Genomic DNA, 17205 nt, shown 5'->3' with positions numbered 1-17205 from the left:
CGGCGCCGCGAGTGCCGCGCGCAGCGGCGGGCGACCCAGTCGGGCAGGTCGACGTGGTCCGCGGCGCGGGCCGGGATCCGCTCGACGTGCCGCACCCGGTCCTCGCGACCGGAGGCGAGGCCGGCGAGCAGCTCTCCAGCCTCTGGGACCTGACGTGACATGTCGTCTACGGTAGGCCGGTGCCCACCGCCGTCACGACCAGCGAGTCCGGTCCCGTCCACGTCGTCCACGTGGCCGGGGAGATCGACGTGACCTCGGCGGCCGTCCTGCGCGACGCCCTCGAGGCCCTCATCGCCGACGGCCACCGGTGCCTGACGCTCGACCTCACCGACGTCACCTTCATGGACTCGACGGGTCTGGGCATCGTCGTCGGCCGGCTCAAGCGGCTGACCCGCCACGGCGGCACGCTGACCGTCGCGGCCGCCCACGAGCGGGTCGTGCGCGTCTTCACCATCACGGGCCTGGACCAGCTGCTGCAGATCCACCCGGATCTCGAGAGCGCGGTCCGGGCGGCGGAGGCGACCCGGCAGTAGGGTGAGCCATCGGCTGTGCCCGCCACCACGACGGACCGGCCGTGACCCGCGTCCATCAAGGAGGATGGCATGGCAGTCACGCTCGCGACCCTGTCCACCGCGTCGTCGATCGACCTCGACAGCACCAACCTGGGCCTCGTGGGTGGTGTGGCCGTCATCGGGGTCGTGGCCCTGGCCCTCGGTGTGGTCCTGCGTCGGCAGGTCGTCGCCGCCGACGCCGGCACCCCGCGCATGCAGGAGATCGCCGGCGCGGTCGAGGAGGGCGCGCACGCCTACCTGAGACGGCAGTTCCGCACCCTCGTGATCTTCGTGGCCCTCGTCTTCGTGCTGCTGCTCTTCCTCCCGGCCGACTCGGCCGGCGTGCGCTGGGGGCGCTCGGGCTTCTTCGTCCTCGGCGCCGCCTTCTCCGCCGCCATCGGCTACCTGGGCATGTCGCTGGCGGTCAAGGCCAATGTCCGCGTCGCCGAGGCGGCGCGCTCCACCGGGCGCGACGACGGCATGCGCATCGCCTTCCGCACCGGTGGCACGGTCGGCATGTTCACCGTCGGCCTCGGTCTGCTCGGTGCGGCCATCGTCGTGCTCGCCTACCGCGGCGACGCGCCGAAGGTCCTCGAGGGCTTCGGCTTCGGCGCCGCGCTGCTCGCGATGTTCATGCGCGTCGGCGGCGGCATCTTCACCAAGGCGGCCGACGTGGGCGCCGACCTCGTGGGCAAGGTCGAGGCCGGCATCCCCGAGGACGACCCGCGCAATGCCGCGACGATCGCCGACAACGTCGGTGACAACGTCGGCGACTGCGCCGGCATGGCGGCCGACCTCTTCGAGTCCTATGCCGTCATGCTCGTGGCCGCCCTGATCCTGGGCTCCGCGGCCTTCGGCTCCTACGGCCTGGTCTTCCCCCTTCTCATCCCCGCGATCGGTGCCCTCACCGCGATGATCGGCATCTTCATCACCCGGGCGAAGGGGGGAGAGTCGGCCCTCGACGCCATCAACCGCGGCTTCTACATCTCGGCCGTCGTCTCCGCAGTGCTGTGCGCGGGCGCCGCCTATCTCTACCTGCCCTCGACCTACGCCGGCCTGTCGTCCCCCGACGACGGCGTCGCCCAGCTCGTCGGCGACCCGCGCCGCGCGGCCCTGCTCGCCGTCGTCCTCGGGATCATCCTCGCCGCCGTCATCCTGCGGATGACCGGCTACTACACGGGCACCGACAAGCGCCCGACGATGGACGTGGCCCGCACGACCGAGACGGGCGCGGCGACCGTCATCCTGTCGGGCATCTCGCTCGGCCTGGAGTCGGCGGTCTACAAGGTCGTGACGATCGCCGTCGTCATCTACCTCGCCTTCCTCCTCGGCGGCTCGTCGGTCGTCCTCGGGCTCTTCTTCATCGCGCTCGCCGGCTGCGGCCTGCTGACGACGGTCGGCGTCATCGTCGCGATGGACACCTTCGGCCCGGTGTCCGACAACGCGCAGGGCATCGCCGAGATGTCCGGTGACGTCGACGGCGAGGCGGCCCAGGTGCTCACCGAGCTCGACGCGGTCGGTAACACGACCAAGGCGATCACCAAGGGCATCGCCATCGCCACGGCCGTGCTCGCCGCGACGGCGCTCTTCGGCAGCTACACCGATGCGTGGACCTCGACGGTGCGCGGCATCGACGAGGCCTCGGTCAGCCCCGACCGGGTGAGCTCCTTCGAGCAGATGGTCAACACGCAGATCGTCTCGCCGAGCGTGCTCGTCGGCGTCCTCGTCGGCGCCGCGGTCGTCTTCCTCTTCTCCGGGCTCGCGGTCAACGCCGTGACCGTCGCGGCCGGCTCGATCGTCCACGAGGTGCGCCGGCAGTTCCGCGAGCACCCGGGGATCATGGCGGGCACGGAGAAGCCCGAGTACGCCCGGGTCGTCGACATCTGCACCCGCGACTCGCTCGCGAAGCTCGCGACGCCCGGCCTCCTCGCGGCCCTCACGCCGATCGTCGTCGGCTTCGGCCTGGGCATCGGGGCGCTCGCGGGATTCCTCGCGGGAGCCATCGCGTGCGGTGCGCTCATGGCCGTCTTCCTCGCCAACTCCGGTGGCGCCTGGGACAACGCGAAGAAGATCGTCGAGGACGGCAACCACGGCGGCAAGGGCTCGCCCGGCCACGAGGCGGCGGTCATCGGCGACACCGTCGGCGACCCCTTCAAGGACACCGCCGGCCCGGCGATCAACCCGCTCATCAAGGTGATGAACCTCGTCGCCGTCCTCATCGCCCCCGCCGTCGTCACCCTCTACCTCGGCTCGGGCACCGACCAGACGATCCGCTGGGCCATCGCCGCGGTCGCCCTGCTCGTCATCGCCGTCGCGCTCGTCGTCACCAAGCGTGACGACGTCGCGATGGCCGACGTCGAGGGCGAGCCGGCCGTCGACCGGGTCTGACCCTCCGGGTGGGACGAAGGGGGCGCACTAGGCTCGGCGGGTGACTTCCAGCACCACGCCCCGTACCGACCCCGAGCTGCTCGCCGCCCTGCGGGCGGACCTCGCTGCCGCGCCCTTCGGCGTCGACGCGGTCCGTGAGCGCCTCGGCGACCTGGCCGCCAGCGCCCTCGGGCGTGAGCAGTCCTGCCGGCCCGGCGGGCGGTCGCCGGGGCCCGTGACCCGCTCGGTGTGCTCATCGGGTGCTTCGGGCTCGGGCTGCCCACGGCCGCCGACGACCTCGCGCGGGCCCTGCCGCGCACCGGCGTCACCGGCGCCGTGACCCTGGGCATCGTCGAGCCGCACGGCGCGCACGTCGTCGCCCGGTGCGACCTGCGGCCTACGGCCGACGACGCCGACCACGCGTGGTGGGTCGCCTCCGACCCGACCGAGCACGCGCGCAGCGAGCCGCTGCCGGTCGACCACGTGCTCGGCATCGGCGGCGCCTCGACGACCCTGGCGTCGTGGACCCCGCGCACCCAGGTCACCCGCGCGCTCGACCTCGGCACCGGGTGTGGCGTGCAGGCGCTGCACCTGTCGACGCACGCCGACGCCGTCGTCGCGACCGACCTCTCCCGCCGGCCCTCGGCTACGCGGCCTTCAACGCGGCGCTCAACGAGCTCGACTGGGACCTGCGCGAGGGGTCCTTCCTCGAGCCCGTGGCCGGCGAGGCCTTCGACCTCGTTGTGAGCAATCCCCCCTTCGTCATCACGCCGCGCAGCGGGCAGGTGCCGCTCTACGAGTACCGCGACGGCGGGGCCGCCGGTGACGACGTCGTTGCGGCGCTCACCCGCGGGATCGGGGCCCACCTCGCGCCCGGGGGCGTCGCCCAGCTCCTCGGCAACTGGGAGACCGTCGCCGGTCAGGACTGGCGCGAACGGGTCGGCGCGTGGGTCGCCGACAGCGGGCTCGATGCCTGGGTCGTGCAGCGCGACGTGCAGGACCCGGCCGAGTACGCGGAGCTGTGGACCCGCGACGGCGGGCACCTGCCGGGCACGAGCGAGCACGACGCGCTCGTCGGTGCGTGGCTCGACGACTTCGCCTCGCGGGACATCGCGCAGATCGGCTTCGGCATCATCACGCTGCACCGGCCGACGGGGGAGCGGGCTCCCTTCGTCGACCTCGTGGAGGCGACCGGACCGGTGGCCTCGCCCATGGGCCCCGCCGTCGCCGCCGGCTCGTCGCCCGCGATCGCCTCGCCTCCCTCGACGACGACGCCCTGCTCGACACCGCGTGGCGCTGCGCCCCCCGACGTGACGACCGAGACGCACGCAGCGCCCGGCGCCAGCGACCCCAACGTCATCGTCCTGCGGCAGGGCGGCGGGCTGGCCCGCTCGGTGCGCCTCGACACCCTCGACGCCGCCCCTCGTGTCCGTGTGCGACGGCGAGCTCACGGCGCGACAGGCGCTCACCGCGATCAGCGCGCTGCTCGACCTGCCCACCGGTGACGCCCTCGGCGCCGGCTCCGCCCTCGTGCGCCGGCTCGCCGCAGACGGGCTGCTCCTGCCGGAGTAGGTCGTCGCCGCACTCGGGGCGGGGTGGCGCGCACGCCGAGAAGACCCGGCGCGCTGCCGAAGTCCTTCGTCGTCGTGTGGTCACGTCGTCGTTCTCGACTTCGGCTTGACGCCACGCCGGGTCTTCTCGACGTGCACGCTGTCGAGGCCGTCGCGACCGTCCCTTCGAGACGGTCGCTGAGCGACCTCCTCAGGGACCGGAGGTCGGCAGCGCGCCGGGTCTTCTCGACGGGGGCGGGGGTCTCGAGCTCGCTGGCGCTCGCACCTGGACCAACGTGTGGGCCCGGGGACGACGAAGGGCGGCCCGGTGACCGGGCCGCCCTCGCGCTGTGCGTGATCAGCTGGTGGTGGTGATCTTCCACTCGTCGTCGACCTTCTTGAGCTCGATCTCGTCTTCCTTGCCGTCCTCGTTCTTCACCTGGACGGTGGCGGTCTTCTCGTCGTCGGCGATCTCGGAGCCGAGGATCTCGACCTTCGGGTCGTCGGGGATGTTGAGGTCCTTCTCGTTCTCCTTGAAGATCGTTGCGCAGTCCTTGCCCGGGTCGGCGTCCTCGAGCGTCTTGATGATCTCGGGGTCGAAGGCGTCGCACAGCGCGGCGTAGTCCTTGTCCTTGGCCGCCGCGACGAAGTCCTCGACCGCCTTCTCCGGGCCGTTGTCGCTGCCGCAGGCCGTCAGGCCGAGCGCGAAGGTGCCGGCGACGGCCAGCGTGACGAGCTTCTTCATGGTGATCTCCCTGTCGTGGTGCGGGCGGTGTGGTCGCCCCCTCACGCAGGACCCTAACGACCCCACATCACTCGTGCGATGGGGAGGACTGCCCGTGGACGCTCAGCTGAACTGCCAGGACCGCTTCGACAGGCCGAACCAGAAGCGTCGACGGCGACATCGCGCTGCGTCGCGCCGGAGGCGTCGGCTGCGCCCATCGCGATGTAGAGCGGTGCCCAGTGCTCGGTGCGCGGGTGCGCCTCGTGCCCGGCGGGGGCGATCTCGAGCATCCGCTCGAGGGAGTCGATGTCGCCGGCGTCGACGGTCTCGGCGGCCCAGTGGTCGAACTCGCTCGAGGCCGTCGGCGGGGCGGCGTCGGCCCCGGCGCGGGGGTTGAACCAGCGCAGGTTGTGCGTCGTGAAGCCGGACCCGACGATCAGGGTGCCCTGGTCGCGCAGCGGCGCCAGCGCGCGGCCGAGCTCGACGAGCTGGTGCGGGTCGAGCGTCGGCATCGACATCTGCAGGACCGGCACGTCGGCGTCGGGGTACATCTCGACGAGGGGGACGTAGGCGCCGTGGTCGAGGCCGCGGGTCTCGTCGTGGCGGACCTCGACCCCCTTCGGCTTGAGCAGGGCGGAGACCTCCGCCGCGAGCTCCGGGGCGAGGGGCGCGTCGTAGGTGACGTCGTAGTAGTGCTGGGGGAAGCCCCAGAAGTCGTACGTGAGCGGGACCTTGTGCTCGACCGGGCTCACCGTGACGGGGGCGTCCTCCCAGTGGGCGGAGACCATGAGGACGTTCTTGGGCTTGTCGAAGGAGCCGGACCAGCGGGCGAGCTCGGCGGTCCACCGGGCGTCGTCGGCCAGCGGCGGGGCGCCGTGGGAGAGGTAGAGGACGGGAGGAGTGCTCATGGCCCCAACGATACTTGTATCTTCAACAAAAATCTAGCCCCCCGGCAGATGGGCGAAGGGAGCACCCCGGGTGGCGTAGTACGGTCGCCCCGAGATGACCCCTCGTCGAGGCAGCGACGAATCCGCTGCACGTGGGGTCGAGAGATGAGGCGCACATGGCCAGCAAGCTCGTCATCGTCGAGTCGCCCGCCAAGGCCAAGACCATCGCGGGCTACCTGGGCCCCGACTACGCGGTCGAGGCATCGGTCGGGCACATCCGCGACATCCCGACCCCGTCGGAGATGCCGGCCGACATGAAGAAGGGCCCCTTCGGCCGCTTCGGCGTCAACATCGAGGAGGGCTTCGAGCCCTTCTACGTCGTCGACCCGGACAAGAAGAAGAAGGTCACCGAGCTCAAGCGCCTGCTCAAGGACGCTGACACCCTCTACCTCGCCACCGATGAGGACCGCGAGGGCGAGGCGATCGCCTGGCACCTGCTCGAGACGCTCAAGCCGAAGATCCCGGTGCAGCGCATGGTCTTCCACGAGATCACCAAGGAGGCGATCCAGCGCGCCGTCGAGGACACCCGCGAGCTCGACCTCGACCTGGTCAACGCGCAGGAGTCGCGCCGCATCCTCGACCGCCTCTACGGCTACGAGGTCTCGCCCGTGCTGTGGCGCAAGGTCAAGGCGGGTCTGTCCGCCGGCCGCGTGCAGTCCGTGGCGACCCGGATCGTCGTCGAGCGCGAGCGGGAGCGGATGGCCTTCAAGGTCGCCTCCTACTGGAGCGTCGAGGGCACGTTCAGCTCCGGCACCGCCCCCTTCGCCGCCCGCCTGGCCACCCTCGACGGACGCAAGGTCGCCACCGGCTCCGACTTCGACGACGCCGGTGCGGTGAAGAAGGACGCCCGCGCGCTCGACCAGCGCGCCGCGACCCAGGTCGCCGAGGCGACCATCGCGGCCCCGGTCGTCGTCAGCTCCGTCTCCGAGAAGCCCTACACGAGGCGCCCGTACGCCCCCTTCACCACGTCGACGCTGCAGCAGGAGGCCGGCCGCAAGCTCGGCCTCGGCTCCAAGGCGGCGATGGGCGTGGCGCAGAAGCTGTACGAGAACGGCTACATCACCTACATGCGAACCGACAGCACCAACCTGTCGAGCTCGGCGGTCTCGGCCGCCCGCGGCCAGGCCCGCGACATGTACGGCGCCGACTTCGTGCCCGAGGCGCCGCGCGTCTACGGCAAGAAGTCCAAGAACGCGCAGGAGGCGCACGAGGCGATCCGCCCCGCCGGTGACCGCTTCCGCACCCCGGCGCAGGTGGCCGGTGAGCTGCGGGGCGACGAGTTCCGTCTCTACGAGCTGATCTGGAAGCGCACGGTCGCGTCGCAGATGGCCGACGCCAAGGGCTCGACCGCGACGATCCGCATGCGCGCCGACCTCACCGGCTGCGAGGCCGGCGAGCTCGCCGAGTACTCCGCCTCGGGCACCGTCATCACCTTCCGCGGCTTCCTCGCCGCCTACGAGGAGGGCACCGACGAGCCGGCGCAGCCGGCCAAGGACGGTGAGGCCCGCCTGCCCAAGGTCGAGGAGGGCGCGAGCCTCGACGTCGTCGACGCGACCGCGTCGGGTCACGAGACCTCACCGCCGGCGCGCTACACCGAGGCCTCGCTGGTCAAGAAGATGGAGGAGCTCGGCATCGGCCGCCCCTCCACCTATGCCTCGACGATCAGCACGATCCAGGACCGCGGCTACGTCCGCAAGAAGGGCACCGCGCTCGTCCCGACGTGGCTCGCCTTCGCCGTGACCCGCCTGATGGAGGTGCACTTCAGCCGTCTCGTCGACTACGACTTCACCGCCTCGATGGAGGTCGACCTCGACGAGATCGCCGCCGGTGACGCCGACCGCGTCGCCTGGCTGCAGCGCTTCTACTACGGCGACGAGGGCAGCGGCCCGGGCCTGTCCGGCCTCGTCGCGACCTCGGCGACATCGACGCCCGGGCCATCTCGACGATCGAGATCGGCGACGGTGTCGTCGTGCGGGTCGGTCGCTACGGCCCCTATGTCGAGGAGGTCGTGCCGAAGGGGGTCGACCCGCGACCGGTGAGGTCACCGACGAGACGAAGACGACGCCGGCGCCCAAGCGGGCGACGATCACCGACGACGTGGCCCCCGACGAGCTGACGCCGGCGATGGCGCGCGAGTTCCTCGCGGCGGCCGCCGACGACGGCCGGGTCCTGGGGCAGGACCCCGAGACCGGGCGCGACGTCGTCGTGAAGAACGGCCGCTACGGCCCCTACGTCACCGAGGTCCTCGAGGAGTCGGCCGACGACAAGCCCAAGCGCGGCAAGGCCAAGGTCAAGCCGCGCACGGCCTCGCTCTTCAAGAGCATGGACCCCTCGACGGTCGACCTCGAGCAGGCGCTCAAGCTCCTCTCTCTGCCGCGCACCCTCGGCACGGTCACCGAGACGACGACCGCCGAGGACGGCACGGAGAAGTCGGTCGAGGTGCCGATCACCGCGCAGAACGGTCGCTACGGGCCGTACCTGAAGAAGGGCACCGACTCGCGCTCGATCGAGACCGAGGAGCAGCTCTTCACGATGACCCTCGAGGAGGCCGTCGCGATCTACGCCCAGCCCAAGCAGCGTGGCCGCGCCGCGGCCAAGCCGCCGCTGGCGGAGTTCGGCGAGGACCCGGTGAGCGGCAAGAAGGTCGTCGTCAAGGACGGGCGCTTCGGCCCCTATGTCACCGACGGCGAGACGAATGCGACCCTGCGCCGCGGCGACGAGCCCGAGACGCTCACCGCGGAGCGGGCCTACGAGCTCATCGCCGAGAAGCGCGCCAAGGGCCCGACGACCCGCAAGAAGTCGGCGAAGAAGACGGCCAAGAAGACCGCGAAGAAGGCCACGAAGAAGGCCACGAAGAAGGCGACGAAGAAGGCAGCGGCCAAGAAGGCCTGAGCCGGGCGGGGTGGTGAGGGGCACAACGCCCTGCCGTTGCCGCTGTGGTTACCCGTGCGTATCGTCCGGGGCAACAGCCGCGCCGAAGGAGATGCCGCCATGGACCTCGACCCGTCCACGTTCGACACGATGAGTCCGCAGGAGTTTGCGAAGACCGTCGCGCAGATGTCCGACAAGGAGGTCTCCGAGGTCATGCGCGGCGAGCACCGGGGCGCGATCCTCGATGCGGTCTTCGCCCGCTTCCCCGAGCTCTTCCGGCCCGACAAGGCGAAGGGGACGTCCGGCACGGTGCAGTTCCGCATCACCGGTGGTCCCGACGAGCAGCCGCACGACACCTACGAGATCGTCGTCGGCGACGGCACCTGCACCGTCTCGGCGGAGCCCGGCTCGGACTACGACGCCTCGCTGATGATGGCGCCGCCGGAGTTCGTCAAGATGGCGACGGGTCGGGGCAACCCGACGATGCTCGTCATGCGCGGCAAGATCAAGGTCAAGGGCGACATCGCCCTGGCCGCGAAGTTCCCCAGCCTCTTCGACATCCCCAAGGCCTGATGCCCTTCATGAACCCACTCACCATCGCCACGACCATGGCCAAGCGGGGGATGCTCAACCCCGGGCCGCCGGCCGCCCAGGTCAAGCAGCTGGCCGCACTGAAGAAGTGGGGCTTCGGTCTCGCGGGCGAGCTGCGGCAGGCCGCCAACCGCTCGCCCAAGGCGGTCGCCGTCATCGACGAGACCCGTGGGGCGACCACCTATGCGGAGCTGCTCGCCAACTCCGAGAAGATCGCCGTCGTCCTGCGCGAGCTCGGCTTCGGCCCCGGTGACCGGGTCGGTCTGCTCGCTCGCAACCACGTCCAGGCCATCGAGGTCATGACCGCGACCTCCGCGATCGGCATCGACCTCGTCCTGGGCAACACCGGCCTCGCCGGCCCGCAGTTCGCGGTCGTCGCCGAGCAGCAGGGGATCCGCGGGATCATCCACGACGACGAGTTCGCCGAGGTCGTCGCGCACCTGCCGCAGGACCTGCCCCGGATCACCGAGACCGAGCTCGCCCGCCGCATCGAGACCACGCCGCGGCCGCACTCCCTTCCCGTCCCGGCGAAGGGGGGTCGCACGATCATCCTGACCTCCGGCACGACGGGCACGCCCAAGGGCGCCGCACGCAAGACGCCGGGCGGCTTCGGCCCGCTCATCTCGATCATCGACCGGATCCCGCTGCGGGCCCACGACCGCATCCTCATCTCGGCCCCGATCTTCCACACGTGGGGCTACGCGGCGATGCAGCTCTCGCTCGCGCTGCGCGCGACGATCGTGCTGCAGCGTCGCTTCAAGCCCGAGGCGGCCCGGGCGGCGCTCGAGGAGCTGCAGCCCGACGCGATGTTCGCCATCCCCGTGATGCTCCAGCGGATGATGGAGCTGCCGAGCGACCCGGCCGCTCGCAGCCGCCGCAAGCTGCGCGTCGTCGCGACCTCCGGCTCGGCCTACCCCTCGGGCTTCACGACGAAGTTCATGGACGAGTACGGCGACGTGCTCTACAACCTCTACGGCTCGACCGAGGCGTCGTGGGTGTGCATCGCCACGCCCGCCGACATGCGGCGCCACGCCAACACGGCCGGCACCCCGCCGCTCGGCACGGTCGTCAAGATCCTCGACGACGACGGCAAGGAGGTGCCGACGGGGCAGACCGGCCGGATCTTCTGCGGCAACGAGCTCGTCTTCGACGGCTACACCAACGGCAACACCAAGGACTTCGTCGACGGGCTCGTCTCGACCGGCGACATGGGGCACGTCGAGGACGGGCTCTACTTCGTCGACGGCCGCGATGACGACATGATCGTCAGCGGCGGGGAGAACGTGTACCCCATCGAGGTCGAGGGGCTGCTCGCCGAGCACCCCGCGGTCCGCGAGGTCTCCGTGATCGGTGTCCCCGACCCCGACTTCGGTCAGCGCCTCGCGGCCTTCGTCGCGCTCACCGAGGGCCACGAGCTGAGCGCCGACGAGGTCAAGGAGCACGTGCGCGCCCACCGCGCCCGCCACTGCATCCCGCGCGAGGTCGTCTTCATGGACGAGCTGCCGCGCAATGCCACCGGCAAGATCCTCAATCGGGAGCTGCGCAAGCACTTCGCCTGACCCCCGCTGGCTGAGGAGGTCGCGCAGCGACCGCCTCGAAGCCCACTGGGTGTCGAGGCCATGGTCACCTCCGCAGGCGAAGGGCTGGGGGTGGCCCTAAGAAGAAGTCCCGACTCCTTGCGCAGGCTTGTCGCCTGTCCTTGGTGGTCGGGACTTCTTCATGAGTCGGGCCGACCCCCACCCTTCGCCTGCTCAGCTTGGTCGCCCCCCTTCGCCTGCTCACCTTGGCCGACCCTCACCCTTCGCGTGCTTGCCCGATCCTGCATTGCCCTACGGCAATGCAGGATCGGTGGCGGTCAGAGCCACTGGCCGAAGGCCAGGGGCTCGCGGGTGAAGCGGTAGGTGGCCCAGTTGAGGTGGGTGACGGTGCCGGAGGCATCGCGGGTGACCCGGAGCAGCTCGCCGCGCTCGCGGCCCGACACCGTGCGGTAGCGGTCGGTGGCCTCGGCCTCGAAGACCGAGGGCGGCAGCTCCTTGGGCTGCCCGGCCACCCGCGCTTCGAGCCGCCCCTCGCGCACCGACAGCACGAAGTGCGTCCCCTCGGAGTACCAGTGCCCGAGCAGCGGGACGAGCTCGTCGGGCAGCTGCGTCCCGGGCTGCCAGGGCTCGGGCTGCACCGGCTCGCGCTCGATCGCGATCGTCCCGAGCTCGATGGCGGCGGCCGCAGGAGGGACGGGGGCGGAGTTGTTCATCAGGATCAGACCCGTTGTCGCAGAGGAGCGCTCGGTGAAGACGCCGGTGATCGAGCCGGGCCAGCCGCCGGTGTGCCCCACCCAGGTGCGACCCTCGTGCCGGACCAGCTGGAAGCCCAGACCCCAGGCTGAGGTCCACCCCGTCATGTCGGCCATGACCTGCGGCTGGCACATCTCCTCGAGCGTGTCGGGGGAGAGGACCTCGTCGACCGGGGCGGCCACGAAGCCGCCCCAGCGCGCCATGTCGGTGGCCGTCGACCGCAGCCCACCGGCCGGATCGAGGGCCGCCGCGTCGAAGACCGGCTCCTCCACGGGGACGTCGGCGAACGGAGGCACGTAGTACCCCTTCGCCCGGCGGCCGGAGGGCGCGGTGCCGGTGCGGGTCATCTCGAGCGGGTCGAGGATGCGGCGTCGGATCGACTCCTCCCAGGTGCACTCGTCGAGGCGGGCGATGATCTCGCCGAGGACGGAGTAGGCGAGGTTGGAATAGTGCCAGCGGTCGTGCGGTCGGCCCACACGCTCGGCCTGCGACCAGCCGGCGAGCAGGTCCTCCCGCGAGGGCATGACCATCGTGTCGAAGACATCGCCGACCGGCTCGCGCTGCATCCCGGAGGTGTGCGAGAGCAGCTGCCGGATCGTCACGCGGGCGTGGGCGGAGTCCGCGAGGTGCTGCTCGACCGTGTCGTCGAGGTCGAGCCGGCCCTCGTCCCGCAGCGCCATGACGGCCACCGCGGTGAAAGTCTTGGAGTTGCTCGCCACCGGGTACTGGGTGTCGGCGTCGGGTGCCTCGCCGGGCGTCGCGAGGTCGATCGTCCCGATGCCGGTGGACCACTCGAGCCGGCCCGCCCGGGCGACGCCGGCGACGAGGCCGGGGACCCTCCCTTCGGTCTGCGCGGTGAGGGCGCGGGAGGTGAGGGCACGGGCGGTCTCGTCGGTGAAGGTCATGGCACGACCTTAAGGAGATGTGACTGGGGAGGAGCGGTCAGGCCTTGATGAAGCCGGCCTCCCGCAGCCACGAGATCGCGACGTCCGCCGGGTCCTCGCCGTCGACGTCGACCCGGGCGTTGAGGTCGATGAGCACGTCGTCGGTGAGCTTCTCGACCACCGGCGCGAAGAGCTCCTTGACCTCCGGGTGCTCCTCGACGACCGCCTGGGTGAGCACCGGCGCGACGTTGTACTTCGGGAAGAAGGCCTTGTCGTCCTCGAGCACGGTCAGGTCGAGCGCCTTGATCCGCCCGTCGGTCGTGAAGACCTCGCCGAAGGTGCACGTGCCCTTGTCGGTGGCCTGGTAGATGGCGCCGGTGTCGAGGACCTTGACGTTGCTCTCGGGGAAGCTCGTGCCCTTGGCCAGCCCGTACTTCTTGAGCATCGGGTCGAAGCCGTCGTTGCGGTTGTTGAACTCGGACTCGACGCAGAAGGTCAGCTCGGCCTTGGGCACCTTCGACAGCTCGGAGAGCTTGGTGATGCCGAGCTTCTTGATCGTCTCGGTCGGCCCGGCGAAGCCGTAGGTGTTGTTCATCGGCGCCGGGTCGAGCCAGACGAGCTGGTGCTCCTGGAGGTCGCGGTCGCGGACGGCTTCGTACTGCTTGCGCTCGTCGGGGATCGGGGTGGTCTCGCCGAGATAGGCGATCCAGGCGGTGCCCGTGTACTCCCACTGCATCTGGACCTGGTCCTCGATCATCGCCTGGCGGGCGCTGGACGAGCCGGGGATGTTGGTCAGGTCCGCCGCCTCGGCGCCGGTCGCGCGGAGCAGGATGACGGCCATCTTGCCCAGGATGAGCTGCTCGGTGAAGTTCTTCGACCCCACCCCGATCGAGGCGCCCGACAGGTCGACGTCGGCGATCGGCCCGGCCGGCTCCCCGGAGGGCACGAAGCCACCACTCGTGCCCAGGCCGCACCCGGCGAGGGCGAGGCCGAGCGTGCCGGCTCCGCCCAGGAGCAGGGTGCGTCGGGTCAGCTCGGTCGAAGGGAGGTCACGTCGCGTGGTCATGAGGTCCCCTTGGGAGTGAGGAGGAGCTCGAGCACCCGGCCCGCCCAGTCGATGAGCAGCGCGACGACCGCGATGATCACGGCGCCGCTGACGAGGATTGGGTAGCGGAAGAGCGTGATGCCCGTGACGATGAGCGCGCCCAGCCCGCCGGCGTTGACGAAGGTCGCGAAGCTCGCGGCGCCGACGACGAGCACGAGCGCGGTGCGCACACCGGCCATGATCACCGGCATGGCGAGCGGCAGCTCGACCCGGCGCAGGACGTCGACGGGGGACATGCCCATGCCGCGGGCGGCCTCGACGAGGGTCTGGTCGACCTGCTGGAGGCCGACGATCGTGTTGCGCAGCACCGGCAGGAAGCCGTAGATCGCCAGGGAGATGACGGCGGTGCGCACGCCGAAGCCGAGCCACATCGCCAGGAGCACGATGAGGCCGATGACCGGCGCGGCCTGGCCGGCGTTGGCGACGGCGGTGACCGGCCCGGAGAAGCGGCGGGCCGGGCCACGCGTGAGCAGGATGCCGATGGGGATCGCGGTGACGAGCACGACGGCGGTCGTGATGAGGGTGAGCGTGATGTGCTCGCGGGTCAGCGTGAGGATCGTGCCCCACGCCAGCTGGCGGGCCTCGATGTCGTCGAGGTCGGCGGTCTGCCGCCAGATCGCCCAGCCGCCGAGGATCGCCGCGCAGAGCAGCGGCAGGCCGACGAGCAGCCCGATCGTCGTGCGGCGGTCCTCGACCCCGGTGTCGGCGGTCGAAGGGGAGGTCCTCACGTCGGTCATGACGTGGCCTCCTGCGTGTCCGGGTCGGACGCGGCGCGGATGTGGTCGGTGACCGCCTCGAAGGTCACGACGCCGAGGAACTCGTCGCGGCGGCCGGTGACGAGGACGCCGCCGTGGGTGCTCGCGAGCATCGAGTCGAGAGCGTCGTTGATCGTCGAGCGGCGGTCGATGACCGAGATGTCCTCGTCGGTGTGGTCGGGCAGGCGAGGCATCCGGGCGGCCTCCTTGAGGCTGTACCACCCGACGGGCCGCCGTCGGGAGTCGAGCACGATGACGTCGTTCTGCCCGCCGGCGCGGGCGGCGTCGGCGGCTGCCTTCCCTTCGTCACCGACCGCGGCGAGGACCGGGCTCTGCAGCTCGAGCTCGTCGACGCGCGAGAGGCTCAGCTGCTTGAGCGAGGACCCGGCACCGATGAAGTCCTCGACGAACTCGTCGGCGGGGTTGGCCAGGAGGGTGGTCGGGGTGTCGTACTGCGCGATCTGCGCGCCCTCGCGCAGCAGGAGGATCCGGTCGCCGAGCTTGACCGCCTCGTCGATGTCGTGGGTGACGCAGACGATCGTCTTCTGCAGCTCCTCCTGGATGCTCATCAGCTCGTCCTGGAGCCGCTGCCGGGTGATCGGGTCGACCGCGCCGAAGGGCTCGTCCATGAGGAGCACCGGCGGGTCCGCCGCGAGGCCACGAGCGACGCCCACCCGCTGCTGCTGCCCGCCGGAGAGCTCCTTGGGGTAGCGGCCGCGGTAGCGCTTGGGGTCGAGCCCGACGAGCTCGAGCAGGTCGTCGACGCGCTCGGTGATGCGGCGCTTGTCCCACTTGAGCAGGCCCGGGACGAGGGCGATGTTGTCGGCGACCGTCATGTGGGGGAAGAGCGAGCCTCCCTGGATGACGTAGCCGATGGTGCGGCGCAGCTCGGTCGCGTTCTTGCTGCGGATGTCCTCGCCGCCGATGGTGATCGTCCCCGAGGTCGGCTCGTGGAGACGGTTGATCATCTTCAGCGTCGTCGTCTTGCCGCAGCCCGAGGGGCCGATGAACATGACGATCTCGCCGGCGGGCACGGTGAGGGACAGTCCGTCGACGGCCGGCACCTTCTGCCCCGAGTAGGTCTTGGTGACGTTGTCGAAGACGATCTCGGCGCCGCTCACCCCCCGGTCGGCTGCGTGGTGCTCGGGTGCGGGCTGCTGGTCTGCGGTGGTGGACATCAGGCGCGGATCCCCTTCGAGGTGGTGAGTCGGCTGACGAGCAGCAGGGCGGCGTCGAGGAGCAGGGCGAGGACGACCACCCCGAGGGTCCCGACGAGGGCGTAGTTGAGGGCATTGGCCCCGCCGAGCTGGGCCAGGCCGGTGAAGATGTAGCCGCCGAGTCCGGGGCCGAGGGTGTACGCCGCGATCGCGGCCACACCCATGGACATCTGCGCGGACACCCGCAGGCCGGCCATGATCACCGGCCAGGCCATCGGCAGCTGCACGCGCAGGAAGCGGGCCGTCGAACCCATCCCCATCCCCTTCGCCGACTCCAGCAGGGTGGGGCTGACCCCGGCGAGGCCCACGACGGCGTTGCGCAGGATCGGCAGCGTCGCGTAGAAGGTGACGGCGACGAAGGGCGACACCGGCCCGATGCCGAAGAGGGGCAGGAGCAGGCCGAGGAGGGCGAAGGAGGGGATCGTCAGGCCGACGGCGCTGATCATGTTGGCCGCGGGCTTCAGCCGCGGCACCCGGGTGACGAGCACCGCGAGGGCGATGGCGATGATCGTCGCGAGGAGGACGGACTGCACCACCAGCGAGAGGTGCTGGAAGGAGCGGAAGAGGATGTCCTGCCACTTGTCTGCGACGAAATCACCCACGGGCATCCTCTCCTCGGCCCCGACTCTCGGGACCAGTCGTCCACTCAACCCCGCGGGACGGCCCGATCCGCCGCTCAGCGCCCCGTTGCGACCGACTTGTGACCTTTGCACACACCCTGCCCGGCGCCCGGACTCGCGTGTCGGCACGGTGCCTTAGGGTCGACGGCGTGAGCGAGCACGGGTACTTCATCGCCTTCGAGGGCGGCGACGGGGCAGGCAAGTCGACGCAGGTCGGCCACCTCGTCGAGGCGCTCGAGGCTGCGGGCCGTGAGGTCGTCGTGACCCGCCAGCCCGGGGGGACCTCCCTCGGCGCCGCGCTGCGCGATCTCGTGCTCCACGGCGAGGCGATCACCCCGAGGGCGGAGGCGCTGATCTTCGCCGCCGACAAGGCCCAGCACGTGCAGGAGGTGATCCTCCCTTCGCTCGCCCGCGGAGCGGTGGTCGTCACCGACCGCTACACCGACTCCTCGGTCGCCTACCAGGGCGCCGGCCGCTCCCTCGGGGCCCAGGAGGTCGCCGACCTGCAGACCTGGGCCGTCGGCGGGCTCGCCCCCGACCTCACGGTCCTCGTCGACGTCGACCCCGCGACCGGACGGGCCCGACGCGGCGGCACCCACGACCGGATGGAGTCCGAGGCCGACGGATTCCACGCGGCGGTGCGCGAGCACTTCCTCGCCATGGCGGCAGCGGCGCCCGAGCGCTATCTCGTCGCGACGGCGGCCGCCCCCGCCGACGAGATCGCGGCCGCCG

13 protein-coding genes and 2 pseudogenes are annotated in these 17205 nt (G+C 71.2%); 8 read left to right on the top strand and 7 right to left on the bottom strand.

Annotated elements, in window-relative coordinates:
- Nucleotides 1-179 precede the first annotated feature (179 nt).
- From AC2W7J_RS06725 to AC2W7J_RS06710, 4 genes are all read left to right on the top strand, one after another.
- Nucleotides 180-533: an STAS domain-containing protein gene (locus tag AC2W7J_RS06725; RefSeq protein ID WP_255184360.1), complete on the top strand. Its 354-nt coding sequence runs from the start codon at nt 180-182 to the stop codon at nt 531-533.
- A 69-nt stretch (nt 534-602) separates the two neighbouring features.
- Nucleotides 603-2939 carry a sodium-translocating pyrophosphatase gene (locus AC2W7J_RS06720; RefSeq protein WP_485981853.1) on the top strand — a complete coding sequence of 779 codons (2337 nt, stop codon included), beginning with the start codon at nt 603-605 and terminating at the stop codon, nt 2937-2939.
- A gap of 228 nt (nt 2940-3167) precedes the next feature.
- Nucleotides 3168-3665, top strand: coding sequence for a DUF7059 domain-containing protein (locus AC2W7J_RS06715; RefSeq protein WP_485981852.1), 498 nt, complete (start codon nt 3168-3170; stop codon nt 3663-3665).
- A complete protein-coding gene (locus AC2W7J_RS06710) occupies nt 3635-4423 on the top strand; it encodes a hypothetical protein (protein WP_485981851.1) in 789 nt (262 codons plus the stop codon). The genes AC2W7J_RS06715 and AC2W7J_RS06710 overlap by 31 nt, the downstream gene beginning before the upstream one ends.
- Nucleotides 4424-4826: 403 nt before the next feature.
- On the opposite strand, the gene AC2W7J_RS06705 is transcribed toward AC2W7J_RS06710, so the two are convergent.
- Both AC2W7J_RS06705 and AC2W7J_RS06700 read right to left on the bottom strand, forming a co-directional pair.
- Nucleotides 4827-5213, bottom strand: coding sequence for a DUF4878 domain-containing protein (locus AC2W7J_RS06705; protein ID WP_255184357.1), 387 nt, complete (start codon nt 5211-5213; stop codon nt 4827-4829).
- 102 nt (nt 5214-5315) lie between these two features.
- A pseudogene (locus AC2W7J_RS06700) lies at nt 5316-6100 on the bottom strand (dioxygenase family protein).
- A gap of 155 nt (nt 6101-6255) precedes the next feature.
- Here AC2W7J_RS06700 and topA point away from each other — a divergent pair.
- From topA to AC2W7J_RS06685, 3 genes and pseudogenes are all read left to right on the top strand, one after another.
- Nucleotides 6256-9031 (top strand): annotated as a pseudogene (gene topA, locus AC2W7J_RS06695) (type I DNA topoisomerase).
- 99 nt (nt 9032-9130) lie between these two features.
- Complete coding sequence (locus AC2W7J_RS06690) at nt 9131-9583, top strand: SCP2 sterol-binding domain-containing protein (RefSeq protein ID WP_485981850.1); 453 nt, start codon at nt 9131-9133, stop codon at nt 9581-9583.
- A gap of 8 nt (nt 9584-9591) precedes the next feature.
- Nucleotides 9592-11160, top strand: a complete 1569-nt coding sequence (locus tag AC2W7J_RS06685) for an AMP-binding protein (protein ID WP_485981849.1) — start codon at nt 9592-9594, stop codon at nt 11158-11160.
- Nucleotides 11161-11456: 296 nt separating this feature from the next.
- On the opposite strand, the gene AC2W7J_RS06680 is transcribed toward AC2W7J_RS06685, so the two are convergent.
- From AC2W7J_RS06680 to AC2W7J_RS06660, 5 genes are read right to left on the bottom strand one after another with little or no spacing between them, the layout of a single operon-like run.
- Nucleotides 11457-12797 (bottom strand): serine hydrolase domain-containing protein, encoded by a 1341-nt coding sequence (locus tag AC2W7J_RS06680; protein ID WP_485981848.1) that lies wholly within the window; start codon nt 12795-12797, stop codon nt 11457-11459.
- Between the two features lie 37 nt (nt 12798-12834).
- Nucleotides 12835-13842, bottom strand: coding sequence for a glycine betaine ABC transporter substrate-binding protein (locus AC2W7J_RS06675; protein WP_485981847.1), 1008 nt, complete (start codon nt 13840-13842; stop codon nt 12835-12837).
- Nucleotides 13839-14618, bottom strand: coding sequence for an ABC transporter permease (locus AC2W7J_RS06670; RefSeq protein ID WP_485981846.1), 780 nt, complete (start codon nt 14616-14618; stop codon nt 13839-13841). Before AC2W7J_RS06670 ends, AC2W7J_RS06675 begins: the two co-directional genes overlap by 4 nt.
- Nucleotides 14615-15814 (bottom strand): ABC transporter ATP-binding protein, encoded by a 1200-nt coding sequence (locus AC2W7J_RS06665; protein ID WP_485981845.1) that lies wholly within the window; start codon nt 15812-15814, stop codon nt 14615-14617. Before AC2W7J_RS06665 ends, AC2W7J_RS06670 begins: the two co-directional genes overlap by 4 nt.
- Complete coding sequence (locus tag AC2W7J_RS06660) at nt 15814-16455, bottom strand: ABC transporter permease (protein WP_427802998.1); 642 nt, start codon at nt 16453-16455, stop codon at nt 15814-15816. The genes AC2W7J_RS06665 and AC2W7J_RS06660 overlap by 1 nt, the downstream gene beginning before the upstream one ends.
- A gap of 167 nt (nt 16456-16622) precedes the next feature.
- On the opposite strand from AC2W7J_RS06660, the gene tmk reads away from it, so the two are divergent.
- A partial coding sequence (gene tmk, locus AC2W7J_RS06655) for a dTMP kinase (protein WP_485981844.1) occupies nt 16623-17205 on the top strand: 583 nt, incomplete at its 3' end.

It is taken from the genome of Janibacter sp. CFPM2_SD2 (assembly GCF_057364645.1).
The sequence above is the reverse complement of the archived record's forward strand: the minus strand, read 5'-3'. Positions and strand labels throughout refer to the sequence as shown.